The sequence below is a fragment of the Cryobacterium sp. HLT2-28 genome (assembly GCF_004402495.1).
GTDB classification, from domain to species: Bacteria; Actinomycetota; Actinomycetes; order Actinomycetales; family Microbacteriaceae; genus Cryobacterium; species Cryobacterium mannosilyticum.
Genome location: NZ_SOFH01000018.1, coordinates 257,567 through 283,816 on the forward strand (window position 1 = coordinate 257,567; position 26,250 = coordinate 283,816).

Genomic DNA, 26,250 nt, shown 5'->3' on the forward strand with positions numbered 1-26,250 from the left:
GACTCAGCGTGGTTCGCTGGGGGAATGACCAACCTGCCGATGTTCCCGCTCGGGTCCGTGCTCTTCCCCTACCTGCCGCTTCAGCTGCGGGTGTTCGAGGAACGCTACCTGGTCATGCTGTCCCGCATCCTCGCCGACGAGCCGGCCGAGTTCGGCGTGGTGCTGATCGAACGCGGCCAGGAGGTCGGCGGGGGAGAGCACCGGTTCCGCTACGGCACCGTCGCCCAGATCACCCAGCTGGCGGCATCCGACGGGTTCGTCGGCGTGCTCGCCCAGGGTGAGCGGCGCATCGAGGTGCTCGAATGGCTCGACGAAGACCCGTACCCGGAGGCCCTCATCCGCGACCTCCCGGAGCTGGACTGGGACGACGACCTGTACCCGCTCCGGGAAGAGGTCGAACAGGCCGTGCGGCGGGCCCTGGCCCTGGCCAGCGAATTCACCGATCAGGCCTGGTCGCCGGATGTCGAACTCTCCGAGGACCCGACGGCCGCCGCCTGGCAGCTGGCCGGCATCACCCCGGTCGGCCCGCTCGACCAGATCGCCCTGCTGCGGTCGACGACCATGGAGGGACTGCTCACCGCCGTGCTCGTCTACACGGCCGCGGCGGTGGACTCCTTCCGTTCGCCCTGGCCGGAGGAGTGAGCCGCCCGGCACCCTCCCGGTGCCGGCGGCGGGGCGCGGGGCGCTAGGCTGGTGGCGAAAACCGAATATCGGGCCATTACGGTCGATGCGGGAGAGTTCGACGCCGACAGGCGTGCGAACACCGAAGGAGCAATCCTCCCCGACAATCTCTCAGGTACTCGTACCGCATCGAACTGGCCACTCTGAAAAGTAGCCGCAGCACCAGCGCGGCTCGCCCATGGTGAAAGCCGCGCCCGGTTGGGGCGGCGAAGCTCTCAGGCCTGACGACAGAGGGGGAGTTCCCAGGGGCTCGATCGCGCCCCGGAGATTCTCGCTCGGCCCCGGCCGACGACAACCTGGAGAACTCATGACCCCGGACACCGCCGCCCACCCCTCGGACCAGCCGACCGACGCCCCGTCAAACACCGTCCCGGCAAGCGACGAACGGTTCTCGCCGCTGCACCAGGCGCACGTCGACGCCGGCGCCAGCTTCACCGACTTCGCCGGCTGGCAGATGCCGGTGCGCTACTCGAGTGATCTCGCCGAGCACCACGCCGTGCGCACCAAAGCGGGCATCTTCGACCTCTCACACATGGCCGAGATCACCGTGTCCGGACCGGATGCCGGGGCGTTCCTCGACTACGCCCTCGCCGGCAAGCTCTCCGCGATCGACCTGCTCCAGGCCAAGTACAGTCTCATCCTCAACGCCGCCGGCGGCATCATCGACGACATCGTCGTCTACCGCACCAACGCTGAGGACTACCTCGTCGTCGCCAACGCCGGCAACCGGTTCCCGGCCTTCGAGGCGCTGTCGGACCGGGCCGCCCGGTTCGATGTCACCGTCACCGACCAGAGTGACGACGTCGCCCTGGTCGCCGTGCAGGGGCCGGTCTCCCGCGCCATCCTCGAGGCCACCGCCGGACTCACCGTCGACGGCGACCTTTCCGAGCTGAAGTATTACCGGGCTCTCGGCGGCACCTTCCAGGACAGCGACGTGCTCATCGCCCGCACCGGCTACACCGGTGAGGACGGCTTCGAGCTCTACATCGACGTGCCCGCCGCCCTCGCCCTCTGGGACGCGCTCCGCGCCGCCGGGGAGCCGTTCGGCCTCGTGCCGGCCGGCCTCGCCAGCCGGGACACCCTCCGCCTCGAGGCGGGGATGCCGCTCTACGGCCACGAACTCTCCGTGACCGGCTACCCGGCCCAGGCCGGGCTCGGCCGCGTCGTCAACCTGGCCAAGGGAACCGACTTCATCGGCCGCGCGGCCAGCGAGGAGGGCCCCCCCGCCGACGCGGCGGTGCTGGTCGGCCTCGTCGCCGCCGGCAAGCGCGCCGGCCGAGCCGACTACCCGGTCTTCCGCAGCGCCGACGCGCCCGTCGCCGAGGGAGTGATCACGAGCGGGGCTCTGTCGCCGACACTGGGGCATCCGATCGCCATGGCCTACGTCGCCCCGTCGCTCGCCCGGCCGGGCACGGAGGTCTTCGTCGACGTGCGCGGAACCCGCATCCCCGCCACGGTCACCCCGCTGCCCTTCTACAAGCGCCAGAAATAGTCCACCCCCCCCCGAGAGGAAACCCCATGGCAGACAAGACTGAACTCCAGTACACCGCCGAGCACGAGTGGGTGCAGGTCGACGGCGACACCGCCCTCGTCGGCATCACCGCCTACGCCGCAGACAAGCTCGGTGACGTCGTCTTCGTCGAACTGCCGGCCGTCGGCAGCAGCGTCGCCGCGGGCACCGTCGTCGGCGAGATCGAGTCGACCAAGTCGGTCGGCGAGCTCTTCGCCCCCGTCGACGGCACCGTCGTCGAAACCAACGACGCCGTCGTCGACAGCCCCGAGCTGGTCAACAGCGACCCGTTCGGGGCCGGCTGGCTGCTCAAGGTGAGCTTCACCGAGCTGCCCACCCTCCTCAGCTACTCCGAATACTCCGCCCTCGTCGGCGAGTAGTCCCCAGCGAAGCCAGGTCACCCCACACATGTCACAGCCCTTCACCCAGCGTCACATCGGCACGGATGCCGACGCGCAGTCCCGCATGCTCGCCACCCTCGGCTACGACTCGGTCGGCGACCTCGTCAACGCGGCGGTCCCCGAGACCATCCACGTCGACCGGTTCCGCACGGCGGGCGACAGCGCCCTGCCGCCCGCCGCGACCGAGCGGGAGGCCATCGAGGAACTCCGCGCCCTGGCCGGCCGCAACACCGTGAAGCGCTCGATGATCGGCCTCGGCTATTACGACACGATCACGCCCGCCGTGATCAAGCGCAACGTGTTCGAGAACCCGAGCTGGTACACGGCCTACACGCCCTACCAGCCGGAGATCTCCCAGGGCCGGCTCGAGGCCCTGATCAACTTCCAGACCATGGTCGCCGACCTCACCGGGCTGGCCACGGCCAACGCGTCCATGCTCGACGAGGCCACCGCCGTGGTCGAGGGCATGCTCCTCACCCGCCGCGCGTCGAAGTCCGCCTCCCACCGGTTCATCGTCGACGCGGACGCCCTGCCGCAGACCCACGCACTGCTCGCCAGCCGTGCCGCGGCCCTCGGCATCGAGCTCGTGGTGACCGACCTGCGGGCCGACACCACGGCCGCCGAGCTCGGCGACCACTTCGGCATCTTCGTGCAGTACCCCGCCGCATCCGGCCGGGTCTGGAACCCCGCCGCGGTGATCGCCGCTGCGCAGTCGCAGGGGGCCCTCGCCGTCGTCGCCGCCGACCTGCTCGCACTCACCCTCCTCTCCTCACCCGGCGAGCTCGGCGCGGACGTCGCAGTCGGCACCAGCCAGCGCTTCGGCGTTCCGATGGGCTTCGGCGGACCGCACGCCGGCTACATGGCCGTGCGCAAGGGCCTCGAACGGCAGCTGCCCGGCCGCCTCGTCGGCGTCAGCGTCGACGCGGCCGGCCACCCGGCCTACCGGCTGTCGTTGCAGGTGCGTGAGCAGCACATCCGCCGGGACAAGGCCACCTCGAACATCTGCACCGCCCAGGTGCTGCTCGCCGTGATGGCCGGGATGTACGCGGTCTACCACGGTCCTGACGGCCTGAAGAAGATCGCGACCGAGGTGCACGAGACCGCGGGCCGGCTCGTCGCCGCGCTCCGGGCCGCCGGCGTCGACGTCGTCGGGGACACCTTCTTCGACACCATCCAGGTGTCGGTCCCGTCCCGGGCCGCCGAGATCGTCGCCCGGGCGGCCGGTGCCGGCGTCAACCTGCACCAGGTCGACTCCGACCTGGTCGGCATCGCGGTCGACGAGACCACCACCGACCGGGACCTCACCGCCGTTCTCGCCGCATTCGGCGGCCTGGACGCGTTCGGCCACGTCGAATTCGGCGCCCCCGTCGCCGGGCTGCCGGGAGAGCTCGCCCGCACCAGCGGCTACCTCGGCCACCCCGTCTTCAACACGCACCGCTCCGAGACGAGCATGATGCGCTACCTCAAGCGCCTCGCCGACTTCGACTACGCACTCGACCGCGGGATGATCCCGCTCGGCTCCTGCACCATGAAGCTGAACGCGGCGACCGAGATGGAGGCCGTCAGCTGGCCCGAATTCGGCGGCCTGCACCCGTTCGCGCCGCAGGGCGACGCCCTGGGCTACCTCGAACTCATCCGCCAGCTCGAAACCTGGCTGACCGACGTCACCGGCTATGACACCGTGTCGCTGCAGCCCAACGCGGGCAGCCAGGGCGAACTCGCCGGTCTGCTCGCGATCCGCGGCTACCACCACGCCAACGGCGACGCCGACCGCACCGTCTGCCTTATCCCGTCCAGCGCGCACGGCACGAACGCCGCCTCCGCGGTGCTCGCCGGGATGCGGGTCGTCGTCGTCGCCTGCGACGAGCTCGGCAACGTCGACCTCGTCGACCTCAAGGCGAAGATCGCCGAACACGCCGACAGCCTCGCCGCGCTGATGATCACCTACCCGTCCACCCACGGCGTCTACGAGCACGAGGTCGGCACCATCTGCCGGGCCGTGCACGACGCCGGCGGGCAGGTCTACGTCGACGGGGCCAACCTCAACGCCCTGCTCGGTTTCGCCCGTTACGGCGACTTCGGCGGCGACGTCTCGCACCTCAACCTGCACAAGACCTTCTGCATCCCGCACGGCGGCGGCGGGCCCGGCGTCGGCCCGGTCGCGGCGAAGGCGCACCTGGCCCCGTTCCTGCCCGGGCACCCGCTGGCCCAGAGCGACGAACACTACCTGCACGGCGACGGCGGCGACACCGTGGTGCACGGCGGCGGCCCGGTCTCGGCCGCGCCGTACGGGAGCCCGAGCATCCTGCCGATCTCGTGGGCCTACGTGCGGATGATGGGGGCCGAGGGCCTCCGCGAGGCCACCGGCGCCGCGGTGCTGGCCGCCAACTACGTGGCGAAGCGGCTCGAGGCGCACTACCCGGTGCTTTACGCCGGCGACAACGGCCTGGTCGCGCACGAGTGCATCCTCGACCTGCGACCGCTCACCGAGGCGACCGGGGTCAGCGTCGACGACGTGGCCAAGCGCCTCGTCGACTACGGGTTCCACGCGCCGACCATGAGCTTCCCGGTCTCCGGCACCCTGATGATCGAACCGACCGAGAGCGAGGACCTCGGCGAGATCGACCGGTTCGTCGAGGCCATGATCGCGATCAAGGCCGAAGCGGATGCCGTGGCCGCCGGGATCTGGCCTGCGGACGACAACCCGCTGCACAATGCGCCGCACACGGCGCAGTCCGTGATCGAGGGCGAGTGGACCCACGCCTACGACCGGGAGACGGCGGTCTACCCGGTGCGCAGCCTCATCCGCGGCAAGTACTGGCCGCCCGTGCGCCGGATCGACAACGCCTACGGCGACCGCCACCTCGTCTGCGCCTGCCCGCCGCCGGAGGCCTTCGAGTAGCCGGGTCACCTTCGCCGAACTGTGAGCAGAACACCCTTTGCCCCCCGAAAACCGGGACACTACTCACAGTTCGGCGGGGTGGCCTGGACGTGTGGGGATCAGGCGGCGGGGGCGAGGAGCGCCGGCCACCAGGCGACGGCGAGCGGGTAGCCGACGAAGGAGAGGATGTCCAGGATCGCGTGCGCGATCACCAGCGGCATCGTGCGCCCCCACCGCGTGTAGCACCAGCCGAACACGACGCCCATCACCGCGTTGCCGACGAACGGGCCGATGCCCTGGTAGAGGTGGTAGCTGCCGCGGAGCAGCGCCGTCGACCCGATGATCGTCCAGGTCGACCAGCCGAGCTCCCGCAGCCGGGTGAAGAGGTAGCCGACGGCGATGAGTTCCTCGGTCAGCCCGGCCCGCAGGGCGGAGAAGACCAGGATCGGGATCGTCCACCAGAACGTGTCGATCGGCTGGGGCACGACCGCGACGGTGATCCCCAGCATCCGCCCGGCCAGGTAGAGGGCCAGGCCGGGAACGCCGATGGCGAGCACAAGGCCGGCGCCGCGGAGCAGGTCCCGCCGTTTCTCGGTCAGGTCGAAGCCCAGCCGGCGGAAGACGCTGCGCCCGGGCTGCCAGAGCAGGAAGAGCACCAGGGCGACGCCGAACAACTGGAAGAACAGGTCGAGGAACTGGTAGCTGAAGTCGAGCCACTCCCGCGGCGACTGCGACCCGTTGATGGTGGCCGTCTGCTTGGCCAGCGGGGTCGGGTCGGTCAGCCGGCCGATGATCGCCACGATCGAATAGACGGCGGATGCCCCGAGCGAGAGCCCGAGGACGATCGCCACCTCCCAGTACCGGCCGGCGCGGCCCTGGCGGTCGCTGTCCCGGCGGCCCGGGTCCAGGTGACCCGAGTCCAGACGGCCCGGGTTCACTCGGCGGGCCGCATCCGGCAGGCGGGCGTGCCGCCCGGAAGCCGGTGCCGGAACCGGGCCACCAGCCGGTAACCGATGCCGGCCGCCCAGGACCAGGGCGGAACCGTGCCCAGCCAGCCGAGCATCCGCCAGCCGGGTGACGGCTGGTGGCGGAGCAGCGCGGCGACCGCGGCGGCGCCGCCGTACTGCCGGCCGCCGTCGACGAGCCAGACCCGCGACCGGGCATCCGCGGTGGTCAGCGCGAACGCAGCCAGGTCCGTCCACTGGTACGGCGCCGCGGCCGGCATGGCCGGGAGGATGCGTCCGAGCCAGCCGACCGAGCTCGTGCAGAACGCGCAGTCGCCGTCGAAGATGAGCAGCGGCGGCCGCGCCGTGGTGTGACTGTCCATGGAGCAATCATCGCATCGCATCGTCCTGTCGCGGATTCCCCGCCGGGGCGCAGAATCCGGCGCAAAAGCACCGGAAGACGAAACAATCGTGCGCGTTGTGTTTCGCATCGGTAACGTTATTGCGTTTCAGTATGCGGAGCGCAGGACGGGTACCTAAGGTCGAATTCATCTGGCGCGTAAGCCTGGCCGCAAGTCAGCCGCGCGCTCACATTGCACAGGAGGAAAATTGAAGATCAACAGACTGGGTATCGCAGCCATCGCCCTGGCCGCGGTGGGGGCCCTCACGCTGTCCGGCTGCGCCGGCGGCGGAGCTGCCACGCCGACGGCGTCGAGCAACGCAAAAGCGATCATCACGACAAACGGGTCAGAGCCGCAGAACCCGTTGGTCCCGACCAACATCAACGAGGTGGGCGGCGGAAAGATCGTCGACGCGGTCTTCGCCGGGCTCGTCTACTACGACGCCAAGGGAGCGCCGATCAATGACGCCGCCGACTCGATCAAGTCGGACGACAACAAGACCTTCACGATCAAGATCAAGTCCGGCCTGAAGTTCACCAACGACGAGCCCGTCACGTCGTCGAGCTTCGTCGACGCCTGGCAGTACGGCGCGCTGCTGAGCAACGCGCAGCTCGGGAGCTACTTCTTCGAGAACATCGAAGGGTTCAGCTACGACGAGGACAGCCCCCTCACCGGCCTGAAGGTCGTCGACGACACCACCTTCACGGTCACCCTGACCGACGCCCTGTCCGACTTCCCGCTGCGCCTGGGCTATTCGGCGTTCTACCCGCTCCCGGCCGCCGCGTTCAAGGACATTGCAGCCTTCGGCGAGAACCCGATCGGCAACGGCCCGTACATGCTGGCCGCCAAGGGTGCCTGGAAGCACAACGAGAAGATCGACCTCGTCGTCAACCCGGCCTACGACGGTGGACGCAAGGCCAAGAACGGCGGCCTGTCCATCATCTTCTACGCCAACCAGGGTGCCGCCTATTCCGACCTGCTCGCGAACAACCTCGACGTGCTCGACGCCATCCCGGACAGCGCCTACGGCACCTATGAGAAGGACCTCGGCGACCGCGCCGTGAACCAGCCGTCCGCCGTGTTCCAGTCCTTCACCATCCCGGCCCGATTGGCGCACTTCGACGGCGAAGAGGGCACGCTGCGTCGTGCGGCCATCTCGATGGCGATCAACCGTGACGAGATCACCAAGATCATCTTCTCCGGCACCCGCACCCCGGCCTCCGACTTCACCTCACCGGTGATCGACGGCTGGTCCGACAAGCTCAAGGGCGCGGATGTGCTTGAGTTCAACGCCAAGCAGGCGAAGAAGCTCTGGGCCGAAGCCGACGCGATCTCCCCGTGGACCGGCTCCTTCCAGATCGCCTACAACGCGGACGGCGGCCACCAGGGCTGGGTTGACGCGGCGATGAACAGCATCAAGAACACCCTCGGCATCGACGCGTCCGGCGCGCCGTACCCGACGTTCAAGGAAGCCCGCACGCTGATCACGGACCGCACCATCCAGACCGCGTTCCGCACCGGATGGCAGGCCGACTACCCGGGCCTGTTCAACTTCCTCGGCCCGATCTATGCGACCAAGGCCTCGTCCAACGACGGCGACTACTCGAACCCCAAGTTCGACGCACTGCTGAAGAAGGGCTCCACCGAGAGCGACCTGGCGGCCGCGAACAAGGACTTCCAGGCCGCGCAGGAGATCCTGCTCCAGGACCTCCCGGCGATCCCGCTCTGGTACGCCAACGTGACCGGCGGTTACGGCACGAGCGTTCAGAACGTGAAGTTCGGCTGGAACTCGGTCCCGATCTACAACGAGATCACCAAGGGCTAGTCTGAACTGAGCACGAGGAAAGGGCGATGACGCACTGTCATCGCCCTTTCTTCATGCCCGGCGCGCAGTGTGCGTTCGCCCGGCACAGGAGGAAAAAGTGAATATCACCAAACTAGGCGTCACCGCCATTACGCTCGCCGCCATCGGAGCTCTCACGCTCTCCGGCTGCGCCGGAGGGGGCGCCGCACCGGCGTCGAAGGCGAACGCGGACGCGATCATCTCGACGAACGGGTCGGAGCCCCAGAACCCGTTGATCCCGACGACGACGACCGAGACCGGCGGCGGCAAGATCGTGAACTCGATCTTCGCGGGATTGGTCTATTACGACGCCACGGGGGCGACCGTGAACGACGTCGCCGAGGCGATCACGACCGACGACAACACGACGTACACCATCAAGATCAAGCCGGGACTCGCCTTCAGCGACGGCCAGGCGCTCACGTCGAACAGCTTCGTCGACGCGTGGCAGTACGGCGCGCTGCTCAGCAACGGCCAGCTGGGCAGCTCCTTCTTCTCGGACATCGCCGGCTACTCTGTCGAGACGGACAGCCCGCTGACCGGCCTCACGGTCGTCGACGACACCACCTTCACGGTCGCCCTGACCGCCCCTCTGGCCGATTTCCCGCAGCGCCTCGGCTTCGCGGCGTTCTACCCGCTCCCGGCATCCGCGTTCGCGGATATGGCCGCGTTCGGGGAGAGCCCGATCGGCAACGGGCCGTACATGCTCGACGGCCCCAAGGCCTGGAAGCACAACGAGAAGATCGACCTCGTCGTCAACCCCTCCTACGACGGCGGACGGAAGCCGAAGAACGGCGGCCTGTCGATCACCTTCTACGCCAACGAGGGCGCGGCCTACTCCGACCTGCTCGCGAACAACCTCGACGTGCTCGACTCGATCCCGGACAGCGCCTACGGCACGTACGAGAGCGACCTGGGCGACCGGGTCGTCAACCAGCCGGCCGCGATCCTGCAGGCCGTGACGATCCCGGCCCGGTTGCCGCACTTCTCCGGCGAGGAAGGCACCCTGCGTCGCCGGGCGCTCTCGATGGCGATCAACCGGGAGGAGATCACCAAGATCATCTTCTCCGGCACCCGCACCCCGGCATCCGACTTCACCTCGCCCGTGCTCGACGGCTGGTCCGACACCCTCACGGGCGCGGACGTGCTCACGTTCAACGCCAAGCAGGCGAAGAAGCTCTGGGCTGAAGCCGACGCCATCTCGCCGTGGACCGGCAGCTTCCAGATCGCGTACAACGCCGACGGCGGCCACCAGGGCTGGGTCGACGCCGCGTCGAACAGCATCAAGAACACCCTCGGGATCGACGCCTCCGGCGCACCGACGCCGACGTTCGCCCAGGCCCGCACCGCGATCGCCGACCGGAGCATCCAGACCGCGTTCCGGTCGGGCTGGCAGGCCGACTACCCGAGCCTGTACAACTTCCTCCAGCCGTCGTATGCGACCAAGGCCGGATCCAACGACGGGGAGTACTCGAACCCCGAATTCGACGCCCTGCTCGCGCGTGGTTCCGCCGAGGCCGACCTGACCGCGGCGAACAGCGACTTCCAGAAGGCGCAGGAGATCCTGCTGCAGGACCTGCCCGCGATCCCGCTCTGGTATGCCAATGTCACGGGCGGTGTCGGGCCCGATGTGCACGGCGTGGTCTTCGGCTGGGACTCGGTTCCGCTCTTCACCGAGATCACCAAGGGCTAGTCTGAACTAAACGCGCGCGGGGGCGATGGCCGACTCACCGCCCCCGCGCCATGACCGACACGAAAAAACGCTGCACCCGGGCTCGGCTCGGAGTGTGCCGCCTTGCAGGTAACCTGTAAAAACTCCGGTCGCTCGATCACAGATAGGTTCCTCAGCCCGTATGACCAATTACACTGATCCGCAAGGCATAGGCGCCTCGTGACCGGATACATCTTCAGACGAATCCTTCAGGCGATCCCGGTGTTCCTGGGCACGACCTTCCTGATCTACTTCATGGTCTTCGCCATGCCGGGTGACCCGATCGTCGCCCTCTTCGGCGACAAGACCCCGAACCCGGCCGTCGTGGCCCAGCTGCGGGCCCAGTACCACCTGGACCAGCCGTTCATCGTGCAGTACCTGATCTACCTCGGCGGCATCTTCCGCGGGGACTTCGGACTGTCCTTCTCCGGTGAGCCCGTCACCGCGATCCTGGCCCGCACCTTCCCCGTCACGGCCCGGCTGGCCATCCTGGCCCTGCTGTTCGAGACGTTCTTCGGCATCCTGGTCGGGCTCGTCTCCGGCCTCCGCAAGGGCAAGCTGTTCGACGCGAGCTCGCTCGCCGTCAGCCTGATCCTGATCTCGTTGCCGATCTTCGTGATCGCGTTCGTCGGCCAGTACGTGTTCGGCGTCTGGCTCGGCTGGGCGCGCACCACGGTGAGCAGCGGCGCCCCCCTGCAGGACCTGATCCTGCCGGCCCTCGTGCTCGCGAGCGTGAGCTTCGCCCAGATCGTGCGCCTCACCCGGGCGTCGGTGATCGAGACCTCCGGGCTCGACTTCGTGCGCACCGCCTACAGCAAGGGGCTCAGCAGCCGCCGGGTCATCCCCGTGCACATCCTGCGCAACTCGCTCATCCCGGTGGTCACCTACCTGGCCACGGACTTCGGCGTGCTCCTCGTCGGCGCCACGATCACGGAGGGCATCTTCAACGTCCCCGGCGTCGGAAACACCCTGTACCAGGCCATCATCCGCGGCGAGGGACCCACCGTGGTCTCCTTCGTCACCGTGATGGTCCTGATCTACCTCGTTGTCAACATCCTGGTGGACCTGTTCTACGGTCTGCTCGACCCAAGGATTCGCTATGTCAAGTAACCCCACCGGCGGGCCCACCGCCGGCACCCCCGTCGGCGGACGCTCCAGCACCCACTACGTAGCCCCCCTCGATGAGACGCCGCTGGTCAGCGTCGACGCCGTCAAGGTGGCCGAGAAGCGCAGCAACCTCTGGATCGACGCCTGGCAGGACGTGCGTCGCCGGCCGATGTTCTGGATCTCCGCGGCCCTGATCCTCGTCGTCGCGCTGGTGGCGCTGTTCCCCGGCCTGTTCACCCAGACGCCGCCGAACAACAACTGCATCCTCGGCAACAGCAACGGCGGGCCGGCCGACGGTCACCCGCTCGGCTTCACCAAGCAGGGTTGCGACATCTACTCGCGGATCGTGCACGGGACGTCGACGTCGCTGTCGGTCGGTTTCATCGTGATCGTGCTGACGTCGACGCTCGGCATCCTGTTCGGTGCCTTCGCCGGTTTCTACGGCGGATGGGTCGACGCCGTGCTGTCCCGCCTGGGCGACATCTTCTTCTCCATCCCGTACATCCTCGCCGCGGTCGTCATCATGTCGGTACTGTCCCAGTACCGGAGCGTGTGGAGCATTTCGCTCGCGATCGGTATCTTCGCCTGGCCGTCGACGGCCCGGGTGCTGAGATCGGAGATCCTCCGGGTGAAGAACGCGGACTTCGTCATGGCGTCCACTGCGCTCGGCCTGTCCCGGTTCAAGATCCTGCTCAAGCACGTGCTGCCGAACTCGATCGCCCCCGTGATCGTGATCACGACCATCTCCCTGGCCGGCGCCATCGTCGCCGAGGCCAGCCTGTCGTTCCTCGGCGTCGGCCTGGGCAGCAACATCATGAGCTGGGGCAACGACATCAACCAGGCCCAGAACGACCTGCGCACCGCCCCGCAGACGCTGATCCTGCCGTCCATCGCTCTCTCCGTTACCGTGTTCGCGTTCATCTCGCTCGGCGAGGTCGTACGCGACGCACTCGACCCGAAGGCGAGGGCGCTTCGATGAGCGAGCCACTTTCCCCCAACGCAGCGGTGAAGCCGCTCCTCGAGATCAAGAACCTCCAGGTCGGCTTCCAGACCCAGAACGGCCTCGTCCCCGCCGTCAACGGCATCGACATCACCCTGATGCCCGGCCAGACCCTCGCCATCGTCGGCGAGAGCGGTTCCGGCAAGTCCACGACCGCGCACGCGATCATCAACCTGCTCCCCGGCTCCGGCCGGATCACGGGCGGCGAGGTGCTCTTCGAAGGCCGCGACCTCACCCGACTCAACGAGAAGCAGCTCGAAGAGGTGCGCGGGCGGATGATCGGCTTCGTGCCCCAGGACCCGATGGCCAACCTCAACCCGGTCTGGAGCATCGGCTTCCAGGTCGAAGAGGCCATCCGGGCCAACGGCATCGCCACCGGCAAAGAGGTCAAGCAGCACGCCATCCGGGTGCTCAAGGAGGCCGGGCTGGCGGATGCCGACAAGCGGCTGCGCCAGTTCCCGCACCAGTTCTCCGGTGGCATGCGCCAGCGCGTCCTGATCGGGATGGGCCTCTCCTCCCGGCCCAAGCTGCTGATCGCCGACGAGCCGACCTCGGCCCTCGACGTCACGGTGCAGCGCGTCATCCTCGACCACCTCGCCACCCTGACCCGGGAAATCGGCACCGCCGTGCTCTTCATCACCCACGACCTGGGCCTCGCCGCCGAACGGGCCGAGCAGCTCGTCGTGATGTACAAGGGCAAGGTCGTCGAGTCCGGGCCGTCGCGGGAGATCCTCGAGAACCCGATCCACCCGTACACGCAGCGCCTCGTCGCCGCGGCGCCGAGCCTCGCCTCCCGGCGAATCCAGTCCTCCAACCGGAACCTGACCGACCTCGGCTACAGCGCCCCGCGCGCCGCCGAGGGCCTCGACCTGGTCGAGGCCGCCGAGGCGCGTGCCGGCAAGCAGGCCGCCACCACGAGCGCCGGCGGGCCGGCGATCAAGGTCGACGCCCTGACCAAGATCTACAGGATCCGCGGCGCGAAGCGGGACGCCCGGGATTTCAAGGCCGTCGACGACGTCTCCTTCACGGTCGAGCGTGGCACCACCATGGCGCTCGTCGGCGAGTCCGGATCGGGCAAGTCCACCGTCGCGAAGCTCCTGCTCCGGCTCGAGGATGCCTCCAGTGGCACGATCGCGATCGGCGGCACTGACACCGCGGCGCTCCGCGGCCGGACCCTGCTGGACCTCCGGCGCACCATGCAGCCGGTCTTCCAGGACCCGTACGGTTCCCTCGACCCGCTGCGCAACATCGGCAACACGATCGCTGAGCCGTTGCAGGTGCACCGGGTTGGCGACCGGGCGTCACGCCGGGCCAGGGTGGACGAACTGCTCGACCAGGTGGCGCTGCCCTCCGCACTGGCGACCCGGTACCCGAACGAACTGTCCGGCGGTCAGCGCCAGCGCGTCGCGATCGCCCGGGCGCTCGCGCTCAAGCCGGAGATCGTGATCCTCGACGAGGCGGTGTCGGCGCTCGACGTGCTGGTTCAGGCCCAGATCCTGCGGTTGCTCGCCGACCTGCAGGCCGAACTCGGGTTGACCTACCTGTTCATCACCCACGACCTCGCCGTCGTCCGCGTCATCGCCGACCACGTCTGCGTCATGCAGCGCGGCAAGATCGTGGAATCCTCGACCGTCGACAAGGTCTTCAACAACCCGCAGCAGGACTACACCAGGGAACTGCTCAACGCGATCCCCGGTGCGAACCTGAAGCTCGGCGTCTAGGACAGCCTGCCGTGCGGGAGGCCGGTCGCCCGTCCTCCCGCCGACCCGCCGGGGGAGGACGGATGGCGACCGGCTCACCCGCGTCCACGTCCCGCACGACCACGTCCCGCACGACCACGTCCCGCACGACCACGTCCCGCACGATCACGTTCCGCGCGAACTCGTCCGGCCTGGTCTTCGCCGCGGTCGTCGTCGCCTGCGCCGTGCTGCTCGGCGATGCCGGTGCCCGGCAGCGCTGGGACGTCGTCGCCGCGGGATCACCCGCGGCGGTCCTGGTGCTCTGGGCGGCCTGGCTGGTGTACCTGCGGCCGTGCCTCCGGGTGGGCGACGACGGGCTCACCGTGGTCAACATCCTCCGCACCACCGTGGTGCCCTGGGACCAGGTCGACGAGGTGACGACCCGGTTCCAGACGGTCGTGGTCCTGGTGTCGGGGGAGCGGCTGCGCTGCTGGGGTGCGCCGACGGCGGCCCGGCCGGCGCGGCCGGGACGGGCGTACAGCCGTGCCCTGGCCCCGGACGGCCGGACACCCGGCTCCCCGGTGCAGGCGCTCGTCGACTCCCGGCTGGCGCGGACCGGTCGACCGGTCGGCCCGTCCGGAGCCGTCCTCCGGCGCTGGGACACCGTTCCGATCGGCGCCGGCCTGGCCCTTGCCCTGGTCGTGGCTGCCCAGCTCGCGGCCGCCGGGTCGCGCCTTCTCTGACCGTCACCGCCTGCAGGAAATTCGAAGAATTATCGTCTTTTCGCGAATGCTGCGACCCACCGGGTGGTGGCGCGCAGTTCCCTCACTCTGGCCTAGGCTCTCGGGTACGCAACGTTGCGTCGGCCTGCACCTGTGTTCTTCCCACGAAGAAGACCGAAGGAGAAAATCGTGGTTTCAACCCGTTTGAGGATTGCCTTCCGGTGCAGTGCGCGGCATTCGCGCCCTCGGTCTGGACCAGCGGTCCTGTAGGCAGCCGGCATGGCCTTCTACATCTTCAGGCGTTTCGTCAACTACTTCATCCTCTCGGCGATCGCGACCTGCCTCGCCTACGTCGTCGCCAGCCTCGCGCTCGACCCGGCCTCCAAGTACTACGGGCGCAACCCGCAGCCGTCCCAGCAGACGATCACGAACATCCTCAACGGCCTGGGCGTGAACCCCGACGTGCCGGTGCTCGAGCGGCTCTGGAACTGGATCGTCAACCTCGTCGTGCACGGCTCGCTCGGCAACACGGTCGGCGGCACCTCGGTCGTCGACCAGATCGTCTCCCGGTCTGGGGTGAGCCTGCGGCTGCTCCTGATCGGTTCCGTGATCGGCGCCATCGTCGGTGTGACCCTGGGCGTCTGGGGTGCCGTGCGCCAATACAAGTTCAGCGACCAGGTCGTCACCTACGGTTCCTACCTCGTCTTCGCCACCCCCACCTTCGTGATCGGCGTGCTGCTGATGATCGGCGCGACCGCGCTGAACGGGGCGGCCGGGATGCAGCTGATCAACTTCACCGGGGAATACTCGGCCGGCCTCAGCGGCTCCTGGTGGGATCTCACCGCCGACCGTGCGGTGCACCTCCTGCTCCCGACCGTCGCGCTCGTGCTGATCGGCGCGGCCGGGTACTCGCGCTACCAGCGCAGCGTCATGCTCGACGTGCTCTCGGCCGACTACATCCGCACGGCCAGGGCGAAGGGCCGCTCTCGCAACGCCGCCCTCGTGCGCCACGGCGTGCGGGTCGCCCTGATCCCGATGTCCACCTTCTTCGCCTACAGCTTCGGCACCCTCGTCTCCGGGTCGATCATGCTGGAGATCGTGTTCTCCTTCCACGGGATGGGGGAGTTCACCCTCAACGCGATCACCCAGAGCGACATCAACGCCGTCGCCGGGTCGACCCTGTTCCTGGCGGTGCTCGTGCTGTTCTCCTCGACCCTCTCCGAGGTCCTCTACGCCGCACTCGACCCGAGGGTGAGGAACTGACATGTCCCTGCTGGAAGAAACCAACGCCGCCGGCGGCACCCCCGTCGCCACCCCGGCGCCCGGCCCGGCCACACCCGACGTCATCCGCTCGGCCAAACCGCTCTCCCGCGGCCGCCTGATCTGGCGCCGGCTCACCCAGACCTCACGGTTCTGGGCAGGGGCGATCGCCATCGCGGTCATCCTGCTCTGGGCCATCCTCGGCCCGCTGCTCTATCCCTACGACGCGACCGGCCGCGACCCGCTCAACATGGGTCTCGGCCCGACCCAGCTGCACTGGTTCGGCACCAACAACATCGGCCAGGACCTGTACGCGCAAACCCTGGTCGGGCTTCAGAAGTCCATCGTGATCGGTCTGATCGCCGGCCCGCTCGGCACTCTGATCGCGGCCGTCGTCGGCTCGGTCGCCGGCTACCTGGGCGGCGTCGTCGACCGGGTGCTGGTCTGGTGCATCAACCTGCTGCTAGTGCTGCCGTCGTTCATTCTGCTCGTCATCCTCAGCCCGCTGTTCAAGGGGCTGTCCTGGGTGTTCCTGACCATCTTCATCGCCGGGTTCAGCTGGATGATCATGGCCCAGGTGGTGAGGTCCCAGACCAGGTCGCTGCGGGACCGCGACTTCGTCAAGGCCGCCCGCTACATGGGCGTGCCGATGCCCACCATCCTCGGCCGGCACATCATCCCCAACATCGCCTCCCTCCTGATCATCGACGCGACCCTCGGGGTGGTGGCGTCGATCCTCGCCGAGACCGGCCTCAGCTACTTCGGCTTCGGCATCCGCGCCCCGGATGTCTCCCTCGGCACCCTGCTGGCCGAGGGCACCAGCGCGGCCGTGACCCGGCCGTGGCTGTTCGTGTTCCCGGCCGGGGTGCTCATCCTCACCCTGTTCGCCGTCAGCCTGATCGGGGACGCCCTGCGCGACGCCGTCGACCCGACCTCGGGAGTCAACCGTGACTGATCTTGTGAGCATTCAGGGGGCGTCGACGCCGGCCCGGGCCGGGGCGCCGCTGCTGGAGGTCACCGACCTGTCGGTCACCTTCCCTCAGCGCGGCGGACCCGACGTCAACGCGGTGCGCGGCATCAGCTACCAGGTGCACAAGGGCGAGTTCCTGGGCATCGTCGGCGAGTCCGGCTCGGGCAAGTCGGTGTCGTCGCTGGCGCTGATGGGCCTGCTGCCGAGCTCCGCCCGGGTCACCGGCAGCATCCGCTTCGGCGGCCGCTCACTGCTCGACCTGAACGACCGCCAGCTGTCCGGCATCCGCGGCCGCGAGATCTCGATGATCTTCCAGGACCCGCTCTCCGCCCTCACCCCGGTCTACACGGTCGGCGATCAGATCGCGGAGGCACTGCTGCTGCACGACTCGGCGCTGGGCAAACGGGCGGCGCAGGCCAGGGCCGTCGAACTGCTCAAGGTGGTCGGCATCCCCGCGCCGGAACGCCGGGCGAAGGCCTTCCCGCATGAGTTCTCCGGCGGGATGCGCCAGCGGGCCATGATCGCCATGGCGATCGCCAACGACCCGCAGCTGATCATCGCCGATGAGCCGACGACGGCCCTCGACGTGACGATCCAGGCGCAGATCCTCGAGGTGCTCGAAAAGGCCAAGGAGCTCACCGGCGCCGCAGTGGTGCTGATCACCCACGACCTCGGCGTCGTCGCCGGTCACGCCGACCGGATCGCCGTGATGTACGCGGGCAAGCTGGTGGAGAACGGCACCACCACCGAGGTCTTCGCGGCGCCGCACATGCCGTACACGATCGGCCTGCTCCGTTCGGTCCCGAACATGCAGACCGCCGGGACGGAGCGGCTGGTGCCGCTCGAGGGCCGGCCGCCGTCGCTGACCGCGCTGCCCCGCGGCTGCCCGTTCGCCGCCCGCTGCCCGATCGCCATCGACGTCTGCCGGGAGACCGAGCCGGGTCTGCTCGTGCACGGTCTCACGCTCTCGGACGAACTCGCGGCCGAACTCGCGGCCGAACACGTCGCCGCCTGCCACCGCTCGGACGAGATCGCGAGCGGCCTGCTCACCCGCGCCGACGTCTTCCCTCGCCCGGCCCCGCTCGCCGTGCAGCACAGCGAGGCCCGCGCCGACGCCGAGCCCGTGCTGCGCGTCACCGGCCTTGTCCGCCACTTCCCGCTCACCAAGGGCGGGGTGTTCTCCCGGCAGATCGGCACCGTGCGCGCCGTCGACGGGGTGTCTTTTTCGATCCAGGCCGGGCAGACCCTCGGGCTGGTCGGCGAATCCGGGTGCGGCAAATCCACCACCATCCTCGAGGTCCTGGAGATGACCAGGCCTCAGGCCGGCCGGATCCTGATCGACGGCAAGGACGTAGCGGGCCTCGGCCGGGCCGAACTGCTCCGGCTGCGCAGAGACGTGCAGATCGTCTTCCAGGACCCGATGGCCGCCCTCGACCCGCGGCTGCCGATCGGCGACATCATCGGCGAACCGCTGACCGTGCACGGGGTGAAGCCGGACGCCCGGCAGGGCCGCGTCGCCGAACTGCTCGACCTGGTCGGGCTCGACCCGCAGATGGCCGACCGCTACCCGCACGAATTCTCCGGCGGCCAGCGCCAGCGGATCGGCATCGCCCGCGCCCTGGCCACCAATCCGAGGCTCGTCGTCCTCGACGAACCGGTGTCGGCCCTGGACGTGTCGATCCAGGCCGGGGTGATCAACCTGCTCGAGGACCTCAAGGAGAAGCTCAACCTCTCCTACCTGTTCGTGGCGCACGACCTCGCAATCGTGCGGCAGATCGCCGACACGGTCGCCGTCATGTACCTCGGCCGGATCGTCGAATACGGGCCGGTGGCGGAGGTCTTCGCCCGGCCACGGCATCCGTACACCCAGGCGCTGATCTCCGCGGCGCCGATCCCCGACCCGGTGATCGAACGCAGCCGAAAGCGAGTGCTGCTCGAGGGTGACCTGCCCAGCCCGACCGAGCAGATCGACGGTTGCAACTTCCGCAGCCGTTGCCCGCTGTACAGCCTGCTCGCCGACACGGACAAGGCGCTCTGCGAAACCGTGGACCCCGTGCTCCGGGCGCACGGCCAGGTCGAGACCGCTTGCCACCACGTGGAGCGGAACGACCTGGCCATCTCGGCCTCCCTCGCCGGCCGCGAGGACGAGCTCGCTCCGTGAGCCGCCGGCCCCCACCAGACCTACCTTCCGCACCAGGAAAAGTACCCACCAAGAGAAGGAGAATCACAATGAGACGGACAACTACTGTATTCACAGCAGTGGCCGTTCTGAGTGCGTCTGCCCTGTTCCTCACGGCATGCGCTCCCGGAAACACAGCACAGGACAGCCCCGCACAATCGAGCAGCAAGGCCCTCCCTTCCACAGCCTGGGAGAGCGCCGCCGCCGCCGATGTGCAGGACGGCGGAACCCTGAACCTCGCCATCAACGCCCTGCCCGCCAACTGGAACACCTACGAGGTCGACGGCAACGAGGTCGACACGGTCAACACCATCGCCCCCACCACCGGTGGCCCGATCCGGATCACGGAGGACGGCACGACCAGCGTCGACCCGAACTACGCCTCCAGCGTCGAGGTGACCAGCGACGACCCACAGGTCGTCGAGATCAAGCTCAACCCGAAGGCGGTCTGGGAAGACGGTACTCCGATCACCTACAAGGACTACGAAGCCACCTGGAAGGCGATGAACGGCAGCAACGAGGCCTACTCGTCCGCCTCGACGGCAATCTGGGACCAGATCGAATCGATCGAGTCGGCCGGCACCGACTTCGACATGAAGGTGACCTTCAGCGAGGTCAACGCAGACTGGGCCTCGATTCTCGTCGGCGTCCAGGGTGTGCTGCCCGCGGCGATCGCCTCCGACCCTGAGGTCTTCAACACGGGCTACGTGTCGAAGGCGCTGCCCTCCTCCGGCCCGTTCATGATCTCGAATATCGATACCACCGGCCAGGTCGTCACCCTGGTCCGCAACCCGAAGTGGTGGGGTGAAACCCCCAAGCTCGACACCGTCATCGTCAAGGTCGTCAGCGGATCCTCGCAGGGCACGGCATTCGGCAACTCGGAGACGGATGTGCTCTACATCTCCTCCAACGCCGACGCCTACCAGACCGCCAAGAAGCGGGCGGATGCCGAGATCCAGGCATCCGGGGGGCTCACCTGGACGCACGTCACCATGAACGGCGCCAAGGGGCCGCTCGCCGACGTCAAGCTGCGGCGCGCCATCGGCCACGCGATCAACCGCCAGCTGATCTCGGAGTCGGCCAACACCCCGGTCGGCGTCGACGCGACCACCCAGGGCTCCTACATCTTCATGCCGGGCCAGAAGGGCTTCGAAGACAACGTGGGCGCCGCGATCGGCTTCAACGTGGAGACCGCGAAGAAACTGCTCGACGAGGCAGGCTACACGGCCGGCAGCAACGGGGTGCGCGAGAAGGACGGCAAGCCGCTCACGCTCTCGATCACCGTTCCGGCCGAAACCCCCACCAACAAGCAGCGCGCCGTGCAGGTGCAGGCCGACCTCAAGGATGTCGGCATCACCGTCGAGCTCAACGAGGTCCCGTCGGCCAAGTACTTCTCCGACTACATCATCCCGGGAGACTTCGAGCTGACCAGCTTCTCCTGGCAGGGCACCGCGTTCCCGATCTCCTCGAGCGAAGCCCTGTTCTCGCCCGTGAAGAGCGAGTCCAACTTCACCGGAATCACCGACAAGAAGCTGGCCCCACTGTTCAAGGAGGCGAACAAGGAACTCGACGCCGACAAGCGCCTGGTGATCGCCGACAAGATCGACAAGGTGCTCGCCGCCTACGTGCCGATCATCCCGCTGGCGCCGCTGCCGAACGTGTACGCGGTGAAGAAGGGGCTCGTCAACTACGGCGCGACCCAGTTCCAGACCGTCGACTGGACCGTCGTCGGCTGGAAGAAGTAGGCACCAGCCCTCGGGCACGACGGCGGGGCGGGGACTTCGGTTCCCGCCCCGCTTCGGCGTTTCCGGCCGCACCTGGCGCTCTCAGGCTCCGGGCAGGGAGAGTGCGGTAGGATTATCCGTTGGGTCGGACTTTGCCCACACACATCCATTCTTCGTCGCATGCGGTACTCTGCGACATCATTCTTCGTAAGGATTTACTTCATGGCGATTGCCACGCGCAATAACCTCCGAAATGTCGCAATCGTCGCCCACGTCGACCACGGCAAGACCACGCTGGTAGACGCGATGCTCCAGCAGACCAACTCGTTCGCCGACCACTCACACGTGGAAGAACGCGCCATGGACTCCAACGAGCTCGAGCGCGAAAAGGGCATCACGATCCTCGCCAAGAACACGGCGGTCTCGTACAAGGGCATCCACGCCACCGACGGACCGATCACGATCAACGTGATCGACACCCCCGGCCACGCCGACTTCGGTGGCGAGGTCGAGCGCGGCCTGTCCATGGTCGACGGTGTCGTGCTGCTCGTCGACGCCAGTGAGGGCCCGCTGCCGCAGACCCGTTTCGTGCTGCGCAAGGCACTCGAGGCGCACCTGCCCGTCATCCTGCTGGTCAACAAGACCGACCGTCCCGACGCTCGAATCGTTGAGGTCGTCGAAGAAAGCCAGGACCTTCTGATCGGCCTGGCCAGCGACATGGCGGACGACTACCCCGACCTCGACCTCGACGCGATCCTCGACGTGCCCGTCGTCTACGCCTCCGGCCGCAACGGCGCCGCGAGCCGCAACCAGCCCGAGAACGGCCAGCTGCCCGACAACGACGACCTCGAGCCCCTCTTCGAAGCGATCCTCGAGCACATCCCGGCCCCGGTCTACGACGACGAGCACCCGCTGCAGGCGCACGTGACCAACCTGGACGCGTCGCCGTTCCTCGGCCGTCTCGCCCTGCTCCGCATCTTCCACGGCACCATCCGCAAGGGCCAGACCGTGGCCTGGATCAAGTACGACGGTTCCGTGCACAACGTGCGCGTCACCGAGCTGCTGATCACCAAGGCCCTCGACCGCTACCCGACCGAGAGCGCCGGCCCCGGCGACATCGTCGCCGTCGCCGGCTTCGAGGACATCACCATCGGTGAGACCCTCGCCGACCCCGACGACCCCCGCGCGCTGCCGACCATCACGGTCGATGAGCCCGCCATCTCGATGACGATCGGCACCAACACCTCGCCCATCATGGGCAAGGTCAAGGGCCACAAGCTCACCGCCCGCATGGTCAAGGACCGCCTCGACCGCGAGCTCATCGGTAACGTCTCGCTCAAGGTCGTCGACATCGGACGCCCCGACGCCTGGGAGGTCCAGGGCCGTGGCGAACTCGCCCTCGCCATCCTGGTCGAGCAGATGCGTCGCGAGGGCTTCGAGCTCACCGTCGGCAAGCCGCAGGTCGTTGTGCGCCGCGTCGACGGCAAGATCCACGAGCCGTACGAGCACCTCACCATCGACTCGCCCGAGGAATACCTCGGCGCGATCACCCAGCTCCTGGCTGCCCGCAAGGGCCGGATGGAGAACATGGCGAACCACGGCACCGGCTGGGTCCGGATGGAATTCATCGTTCCGTCCCGCGGCCTGATCGGCTTCCGCACCCAGTTCCTCACCGACACCCGCGGCACCGGTATCGCCAACGCGATCTTCCACGGCTACGAGGCCTGGGCCGGCAACATCGTCACCCGTAACAACGGCTCGATCGTCGCCGACCGCTCCGGCGTGGTCACCCCGTTCGCCATCATCGCCCTGCAGGAGCGGATGTCGTTCTTCGTCAACCCGACCGAAGAGGTCTACGAGGGCATGGTCATCGGCGAGAACTCGCGCGCCGACGACATGGACGTCAACATCACCAAGGAGAAGAAACTGACCAACATGCGTCAGTCCACTTCCGACACCTTCGAGTCGATGACCCCGTCGAAGCAGATGACGCTCGAGGAATGCCTCGAATTCGCCCGCGAAGACGAGTGCGTCGAGGTCACCCCGGCGATGGTGCGCATCCGCAAGGTCGAGCTCGCGGCATCCGCCCGCCAGCGCCAGACCTCGCGCCTGAAGAAGCAGGACGCGAACTAGCCCTCGCTCCTCTCGTCGCCGGTGGCGTCGTCCTGGATTCGTCCGGGGCGGCGCCACCGGCGTTTTCGCGCCCGGGTTGGGAGGCGAGGCGGCGCGTGACGTAGCATCGCCTCATGAGCACCGCGCTGAAACCGACCACCTCCCGACTCCGAATCATCGCGGCGGTGGCCGCGGCCGTGCTCGCCGGACCGCTGCTGGCCGGCTGCTCGGCCGACGCGGTCGGCGGCGCGGTCAACGGCGCCGTGCAGGGGGCGACCGGCGGTGACGTGAGCCTGGCCGGGCAGCTGCCGTCCGGCTGGCCGGCCGAGGTGCCGGTGGTCGACGGGAAGCTGCTCTTCGGCGCCACGAAGACCGAGAACGGCAAGCGGACCTGGGTGGTCACCGTGAAGTCCGACGCCGCCGATCCGCTGGCCGAGGTGAAGACGACGCTGACGGATGCGGGGTTCGTGCTCGATGAGTCGCCGTCGGCATCCGTCGGCACCGCCGGGGTCGTGGCGATGAAGAACGCGAACGTCACCGTGGTCGTCGTCGGCAACACCGACGGCCTCCTCTACACGGTCACCCCCGTCGCCTGACCTCTCCCTCACTCTCGCCGAGTGGATCAGGCGAAGAGGGCGGCCCCGATGTGGCTGCCGCGGCGGGCGCCCGGCGGCACGGCGAAGAGCGCGCTGCCGACGTGGCGGGTGTACTCGTTCAGGGCGTCGTGGCGGGCCAGGCTGAGCTGCACCCGGCTGAACTGCTCGGGTGAGCGCTGGAAGCTGATGAAGAACAGTCCGGCGTCGAGGCGGCCGAGCGCGTCGTTGCCGTCGACGAAGTTGTAGCCGCGGCGCAGCATCCGCGCCCCGCCGTTCTGCTGGGGGTGGGCGAGCCGAACATGGGCGGCCGCGTCGATCAGGGGCGCGTCGCCCCGTCCGGCCAGGGAGAAGTCCGGTTCGGTGAACTCGGTGCCGCCTGACAGGGGCGCCCCCTCGCCCTTGGTGCGGCCGAACACCGCCTCCTGCTCGCGCAGGATCGTGCGGTCCCAGGCCTCGATCGTCATCCGGATGCGCCGCGCGACCAGGTAGGAGCCGCCGGCCAGCCAGGCCGGCCCGTCGGCGGCCGGCACCCAGACCTGCTCGTCGACCACTGCGGGCTCCTCGGCCTTGATGTTCGCGGTGCCGTCCTTGAACCCGAACAGGTTGCGCGGGGTGGCCTGGCTGATGCTGGTCGACGCGGTGCGGCCGAACCCGAGCTGGGACCAGCGGAGGGAGGCCCGGCCGAAGGCGATCCTGGACAGGTTGCGGATGGCGTGCACGGCCACCTGCGGGTCGTCGGCGCAGGCCTGGATGCAGAGGTCCCCGCCGTTGCGGCCCTCCTCGAGCAGGTCCCCCGGGAAGTGCGGCAGGTCCACGAGCAGGGGCGGGCGGCGGGAGGCCAGACCGAACCGGTCGGCGCCGGCCGCCGTCTCGAACAGGGTGGGGCCGAAGCCGAACGTGATGGTCAGGCCGGAGGCGGGCAACCCCTGCGCCTCGCCGGTGTCCTCCGGCGGGGCGTCGTACGACCCGGAGGCGGCACCGAACTGGCCGATCGCCGCCCCCGCGGTGAGGGAGGCCGCCGCGGCGGTCCAGTCCCGCAGCAGGGAGATGAGATCGGCGCGCGTCGCGTCCGGTGCGAGGTCGAACGCGGCGAAGTGCAGGCGGTCCTGGGCGGGGGTGACGATGCCGGCCTGGTGGGCGCCGTAGAACGGGTAGGCGGCGGCCGGGCTCGCGACGGCGACCGCGGCCTGCACCGCCCGGTCGCCGCCGACGCCGAGCCCGAGCCCGGCCACGCCCGCCCCGGCCAGGCCGAGCAGGCCTCGGCGGGAGAGTCCGCGCGGCTCCGGCCGGGCGACGGGGTCGGCCCCCGGAGCGGTGGGTTCGGGGGCGGCCCCGGGGTCGGTGCGGGTCATCACAGCACCAGGGTGGCGGTGAGCTGGTTCAGCGGCTCGCTGAGGGCGTTGACCTGGTCGGCCAGCGCCCGGATCTCGGCGGGGGACAGCTCGGTGTAAAGCCGGAACCCGTCCCCGGCGCGCTGGGCGTCCAGGAGCTCCTGCAGTGCCGCGAACTCCCGGTCGAGCCGCTCGGCTAGTGTCGCGTCCTTCTCGACGAGGATGTCCCGCACCCCGGCATAGAGCACGGATGCGCCGTCGACGTTGGCCTGGAAGTCGGAGAGGTCGGTGTGCGACCAGAATTCCTCCTCGCCGGTGACTTTGCCGGTCGAGACCTCGTCGAGCAGCCCGATCGCCCCGTTCGTCTGCTGGGCCAGGGTGAAGTGGAGGTCCTGCACCTTGTCGTTCAGGGTGGCGGTGTCGGCGACGAGGAGACCGGCCAGGCGCTGCCGCTCGTCCGGGCTGTACGCGGTGAAGCCGGCCTCGGCATCCGCCGGCCAGAGGTCCTTCTCGATCGCGTGCCAGCCGGTCCAGTCCTGCCCCTCCTCGAGGTCGGCCTCGCGCAGGTCGAGCTTCGGGTCCAGGTCGCCGAACGACTCGGCGATGGTCTCGACCCGTTCCCAGTGGGCTCGGGTCGGGGCGTACAGGGCGCGGGCGGCGTCCGCGTCGCCGGTCGTGTACGCGGCGGCGAACGCGGCGGTGCCGGTGACCAGCTGGGCGACCTGGTCCCTGACGTAGGCGGCGTAGTTGGTGTTGGCCGTCTCGATCCGGGCGGCCAGATCGACGCTGGCTCCGGCCGCGCCCTCCGATGTCGTCACCGTGAACTCGGCCTTGCCGATCCCGTCGCCGGTCATGCCCGGCTTGCAGGCCGTGAAATAGCTGCCGGCGGGCAGCTGCACGACCAGGTCGCGGCTGAGGCCCGGCCCGATGTTCTCCGCCTCGCCGACGATGCGCAGCCCGTCGTCGGCCAGCAGGTAGAACTCGGTGACCTGGTCGCCGGAGTTGGCGACCGTGAATCGCACGTTGCCGGCGGGGGCCTCGTCGGCGGAGACGGTGCACGCGGTGGCGCTGCTGTCCACGGTCAGGGCGGCGTGGGACGAACCGGGGGCGCCGGCGTTGGGCACGCAGCCGGTGAGGGCGAGGAGGCCGGCCGCCGAGGCGAGTCCGAGCAGGGGGAAGCGAGCACGCATGAGGGAGA

General features: G+C 68.9%; 20 protein-coding genes and 1 riboswitch. Of the genes, 16 read left to right on the forward strand and 4 right to left on the reverse strand.

Annotation, left to right across the window (positions count from 1 at the left end; genetic code table 11):
- Window positions 1–24: 24 nt before the first annotated feature.
- From E3O48_RS08855 to gcvP, 4 genes are all read left to right on the forward strand, one after another.
- Window positions 25–642 (forward strand): LON peptidase substrate-binding domain-containing protein, encoded by a 618-nt coding sequence (locus E3O48_RS08855; RefSeq protein WP_134538125.1) that lies wholly within the window; start codon window positions 25–27, stop codon window positions 640–642.
- A gap of 78 nt (window positions 643–720) precedes the next feature.
- Window positions 721–818: riboswitch (glycine riboswitch) on the forward strand.
- A gap of 170 nt (window positions 819–988) precedes the next feature.
- Window positions 989–2,173, forward strand: a complete 1,185-nt coding sequence (gcvT, locus tag E3O48_RS08860; protein ID WP_134538126.1) for a glycine cleavage system aminomethyltransferase GcvT — start codon at window positions 989–991, stop codon at window positions 2,171–2,173.
- A gap of 26 nt (window positions 2,174–2,199) precedes the next feature.
- Window positions 2,200–2,571: a glycine cleavage system protein GcvH gene (gcvH, locus tag E3O48_RS08865; RefSeq protein WP_134538127.1), complete on the forward strand. Its 372-nt coding sequence runs from the start codon at window positions 2,200–2,202 to the stop codon at window positions 2,569–2,571.
- A 28-nt stretch (window positions 2,572–2,599) separates the two neighbouring features.
- Entirely contained in the window at window positions 2,600–5,494 is a 2,895-nt protein-coding gene (gcvP, locus tag E3O48_RS08870) for an aminomethyl-transferring glycine dehydrogenase (protein ID WP_134538128.1), read from the forward strand.
- 98 nt (window positions 5,495–5,592) lie between these two features.
- Here the strand turns inward: gcvP and E3O48_RS08875 are convergent, their stop codons facing one another.
- Complete coding sequence (locus E3O48_RS08875; protein WP_174774781.1) at window positions 5,593–6,381, reverse strand: CPBP family intramembrane glutamic endopeptidase; 789 nt, start codon at window positions 6,379–6,381, stop codon at window positions 5,593–5,595.
- A gap of 26 nt (window positions 6,382–6,407) precedes the next feature.
- On the reverse strand, window positions 6,408–6,800 hold the full coding sequence (locus E3O48_RS08880; RefSeq protein ID WP_134538129.1) for a thiol-disulfide oxidoreductase DCC family protein: 393 nt from the start codon (window positions 6,798–6,800) through the stop codon (window positions 6,408–6,410).
- Window positions 6,801–7,026: 226 nt separating this feature from the next.
- On the opposite strand from E3O48_RS08880, the gene E3O48_RS08885 reads away from it, so the two are divergent.
- From E3O48_RS08885 to E3O48_RS08940, 12 genes are all read left to right on the forward strand, one after another.
- The gene (locus E3O48_RS08885) at window positions 7,027–8,643 is read left to right on the forward strand and encodes an ABC transporter substrate-binding protein (RefSeq protein ID WP_134538130.1); all 1,617 of its coding nucleotides are present in this window, start codon (window positions 7,027–7,029) and stop codon (window positions 8,641–8,643) included.
- Between the two features lie 97 nt (window positions 8,644–8,740).
- A complete protein-coding gene (locus E3O48_RS08890) occupies window positions 8,741–10,354 on the forward strand; it encodes an ABC transporter substrate-binding protein (RefSeq protein ID WP_134538131.1) in 1,614 nt (537 codons plus the stop codon).
- A gap of 198 nt (window positions 10,355–10,552) precedes the next feature.
- On the forward strand, window positions 10,553–11,482 hold the full coding sequence (locus E3O48_RS08895; RefSeq protein ID WP_134510603.1) for an ABC transporter permease: 930 nt from the start codon (window positions 10,553–10,555) through the stop codon (window positions 11,480–11,482).
- Complete coding sequence (locus E3O48_RS08900) at window positions 11,472–12,458, forward strand: ABC transporter permease (RefSeq protein WP_134538132.1); 987 nt, start codon at window positions 11,472–11,474, stop codon at window positions 12,456–12,458. Before E3O48_RS08895 ends, E3O48_RS08900 begins: the two co-directional genes overlap by 11 nt.
- Window positions 12,455–14,200, forward strand: a complete 1,746-nt coding sequence (locus E3O48_RS08905; RefSeq protein WP_134538133.1) for an ABC transporter ATP-binding protein — start codon at window positions 12,455–12,457, stop codon at window positions 14,198–14,200. Before E3O48_RS08900 ends, E3O48_RS08905 begins: the two co-directional genes overlap by 4 nt.
- 62 nt (window positions 14,201–14,262) lie before the next feature.
- Window positions 14,263–14,901: a PH domain-containing protein gene (locus E3O48_RS08910; RefSeq protein WP_134538134.1), complete on the forward strand. Its 639-nt coding sequence runs from the start codon at window positions 14,263–14,265 to the stop codon at window positions 14,899–14,901.
- Window positions 14,902–15,159: 258 nt separating this feature from the next.
- On the forward strand, window positions 15,160–16,143 hold the full coding sequence (locus tag E3O48_RS08915) for an ABC transporter permease (RefSeq protein ID WP_134510607.1): 984 nt from the start codon (window positions 15,160–15,162) through the stop codon (window positions 16,141–16,143).
- Between the two features lies 1 nt (window position 16,144).
- A complete protein-coding gene (locus tag E3O48_RS08920; RefSeq protein ID WP_134510608.1) occupies window positions 16,145–17,095 on the forward strand; it encodes an ABC transporter permease in 951 nt (316 codons plus the stop codon).
- Complete coding sequence (locus E3O48_RS08925) at window positions 17,088–19,271, forward strand: ABC transporter ATP-binding protein (RefSeq protein ID WP_241982463.1); 2,184 nt, start codon at window positions 17,088–17,090, stop codon at window positions 19,269–19,271. The genes E3O48_RS08920 and E3O48_RS08925 overlap by 8 nt, the downstream gene beginning before the upstream one ends.
- A gap of 98 nt (window positions 19,272–19,369) precedes the next feature.
- Window positions 19,370–21,034 carry an ABC transporter family substrate-binding protein gene (locus tag E3O48_RS08930; RefSeq protein WP_134510610.1) on the forward strand — a complete coding sequence of 555 codons (1,665 nt, stop codon included), beginning with the start codon at window positions 19,370–19,372 and terminating at the stop codon, window positions 21,032–21,034.
- Window positions 21,035–21,235: 201 nt separating this feature from the next.
- Window positions 21,236–23,146 carry a translational GTPase TypA gene (gene typA, locus E3O48_RS08935; protein WP_134510611.1) on the forward strand — a complete coding sequence of 637 codons (1,911 nt, stop codon included), beginning with the start codon at window positions 21,236–21,238 and terminating at the stop codon, window positions 23,144–23,146.
- A 113-nt stretch (window positions 23,147–23,259) separates the two neighbouring features.
- Entirely contained in the window at window positions 23,260–23,721 is a 462-nt protein-coding gene (locus tag E3O48_RS08940; protein WP_134510612.1) for a hypothetical protein, read from the forward strand.
- Window positions 23,722–23,747: 26 nt separating this feature from the next.
- Here the strand turns inward: E3O48_RS08940 and efeB are convergent, their stop codons facing one another.
- Entirely contained in the window at window positions 23,748–25,073 is a 1,326-nt protein-coding gene (efeB, locus tag E3O48_RS08945; protein WP_134538136.1) for an iron uptake transporter deferrochelatase/peroxidase subunit, read from the reverse strand.
- The gene (gene efeO, locus E3O48_RS08950) at window positions 25,073–26,242 is read right to left on the reverse strand and encodes an iron uptake system protein EfeO (protein WP_174774777.1); all 1,170 of its coding nucleotides are present in this window, start codon (window positions 26,240–26,242) and stop codon (window positions 25,073–25,075) included. The genes efeB and efeO overlap by 1 nt, the downstream gene beginning before the upstream one ends.
- Window positions 26,243–26,250 lie beyond the last annotated feature (8 nt).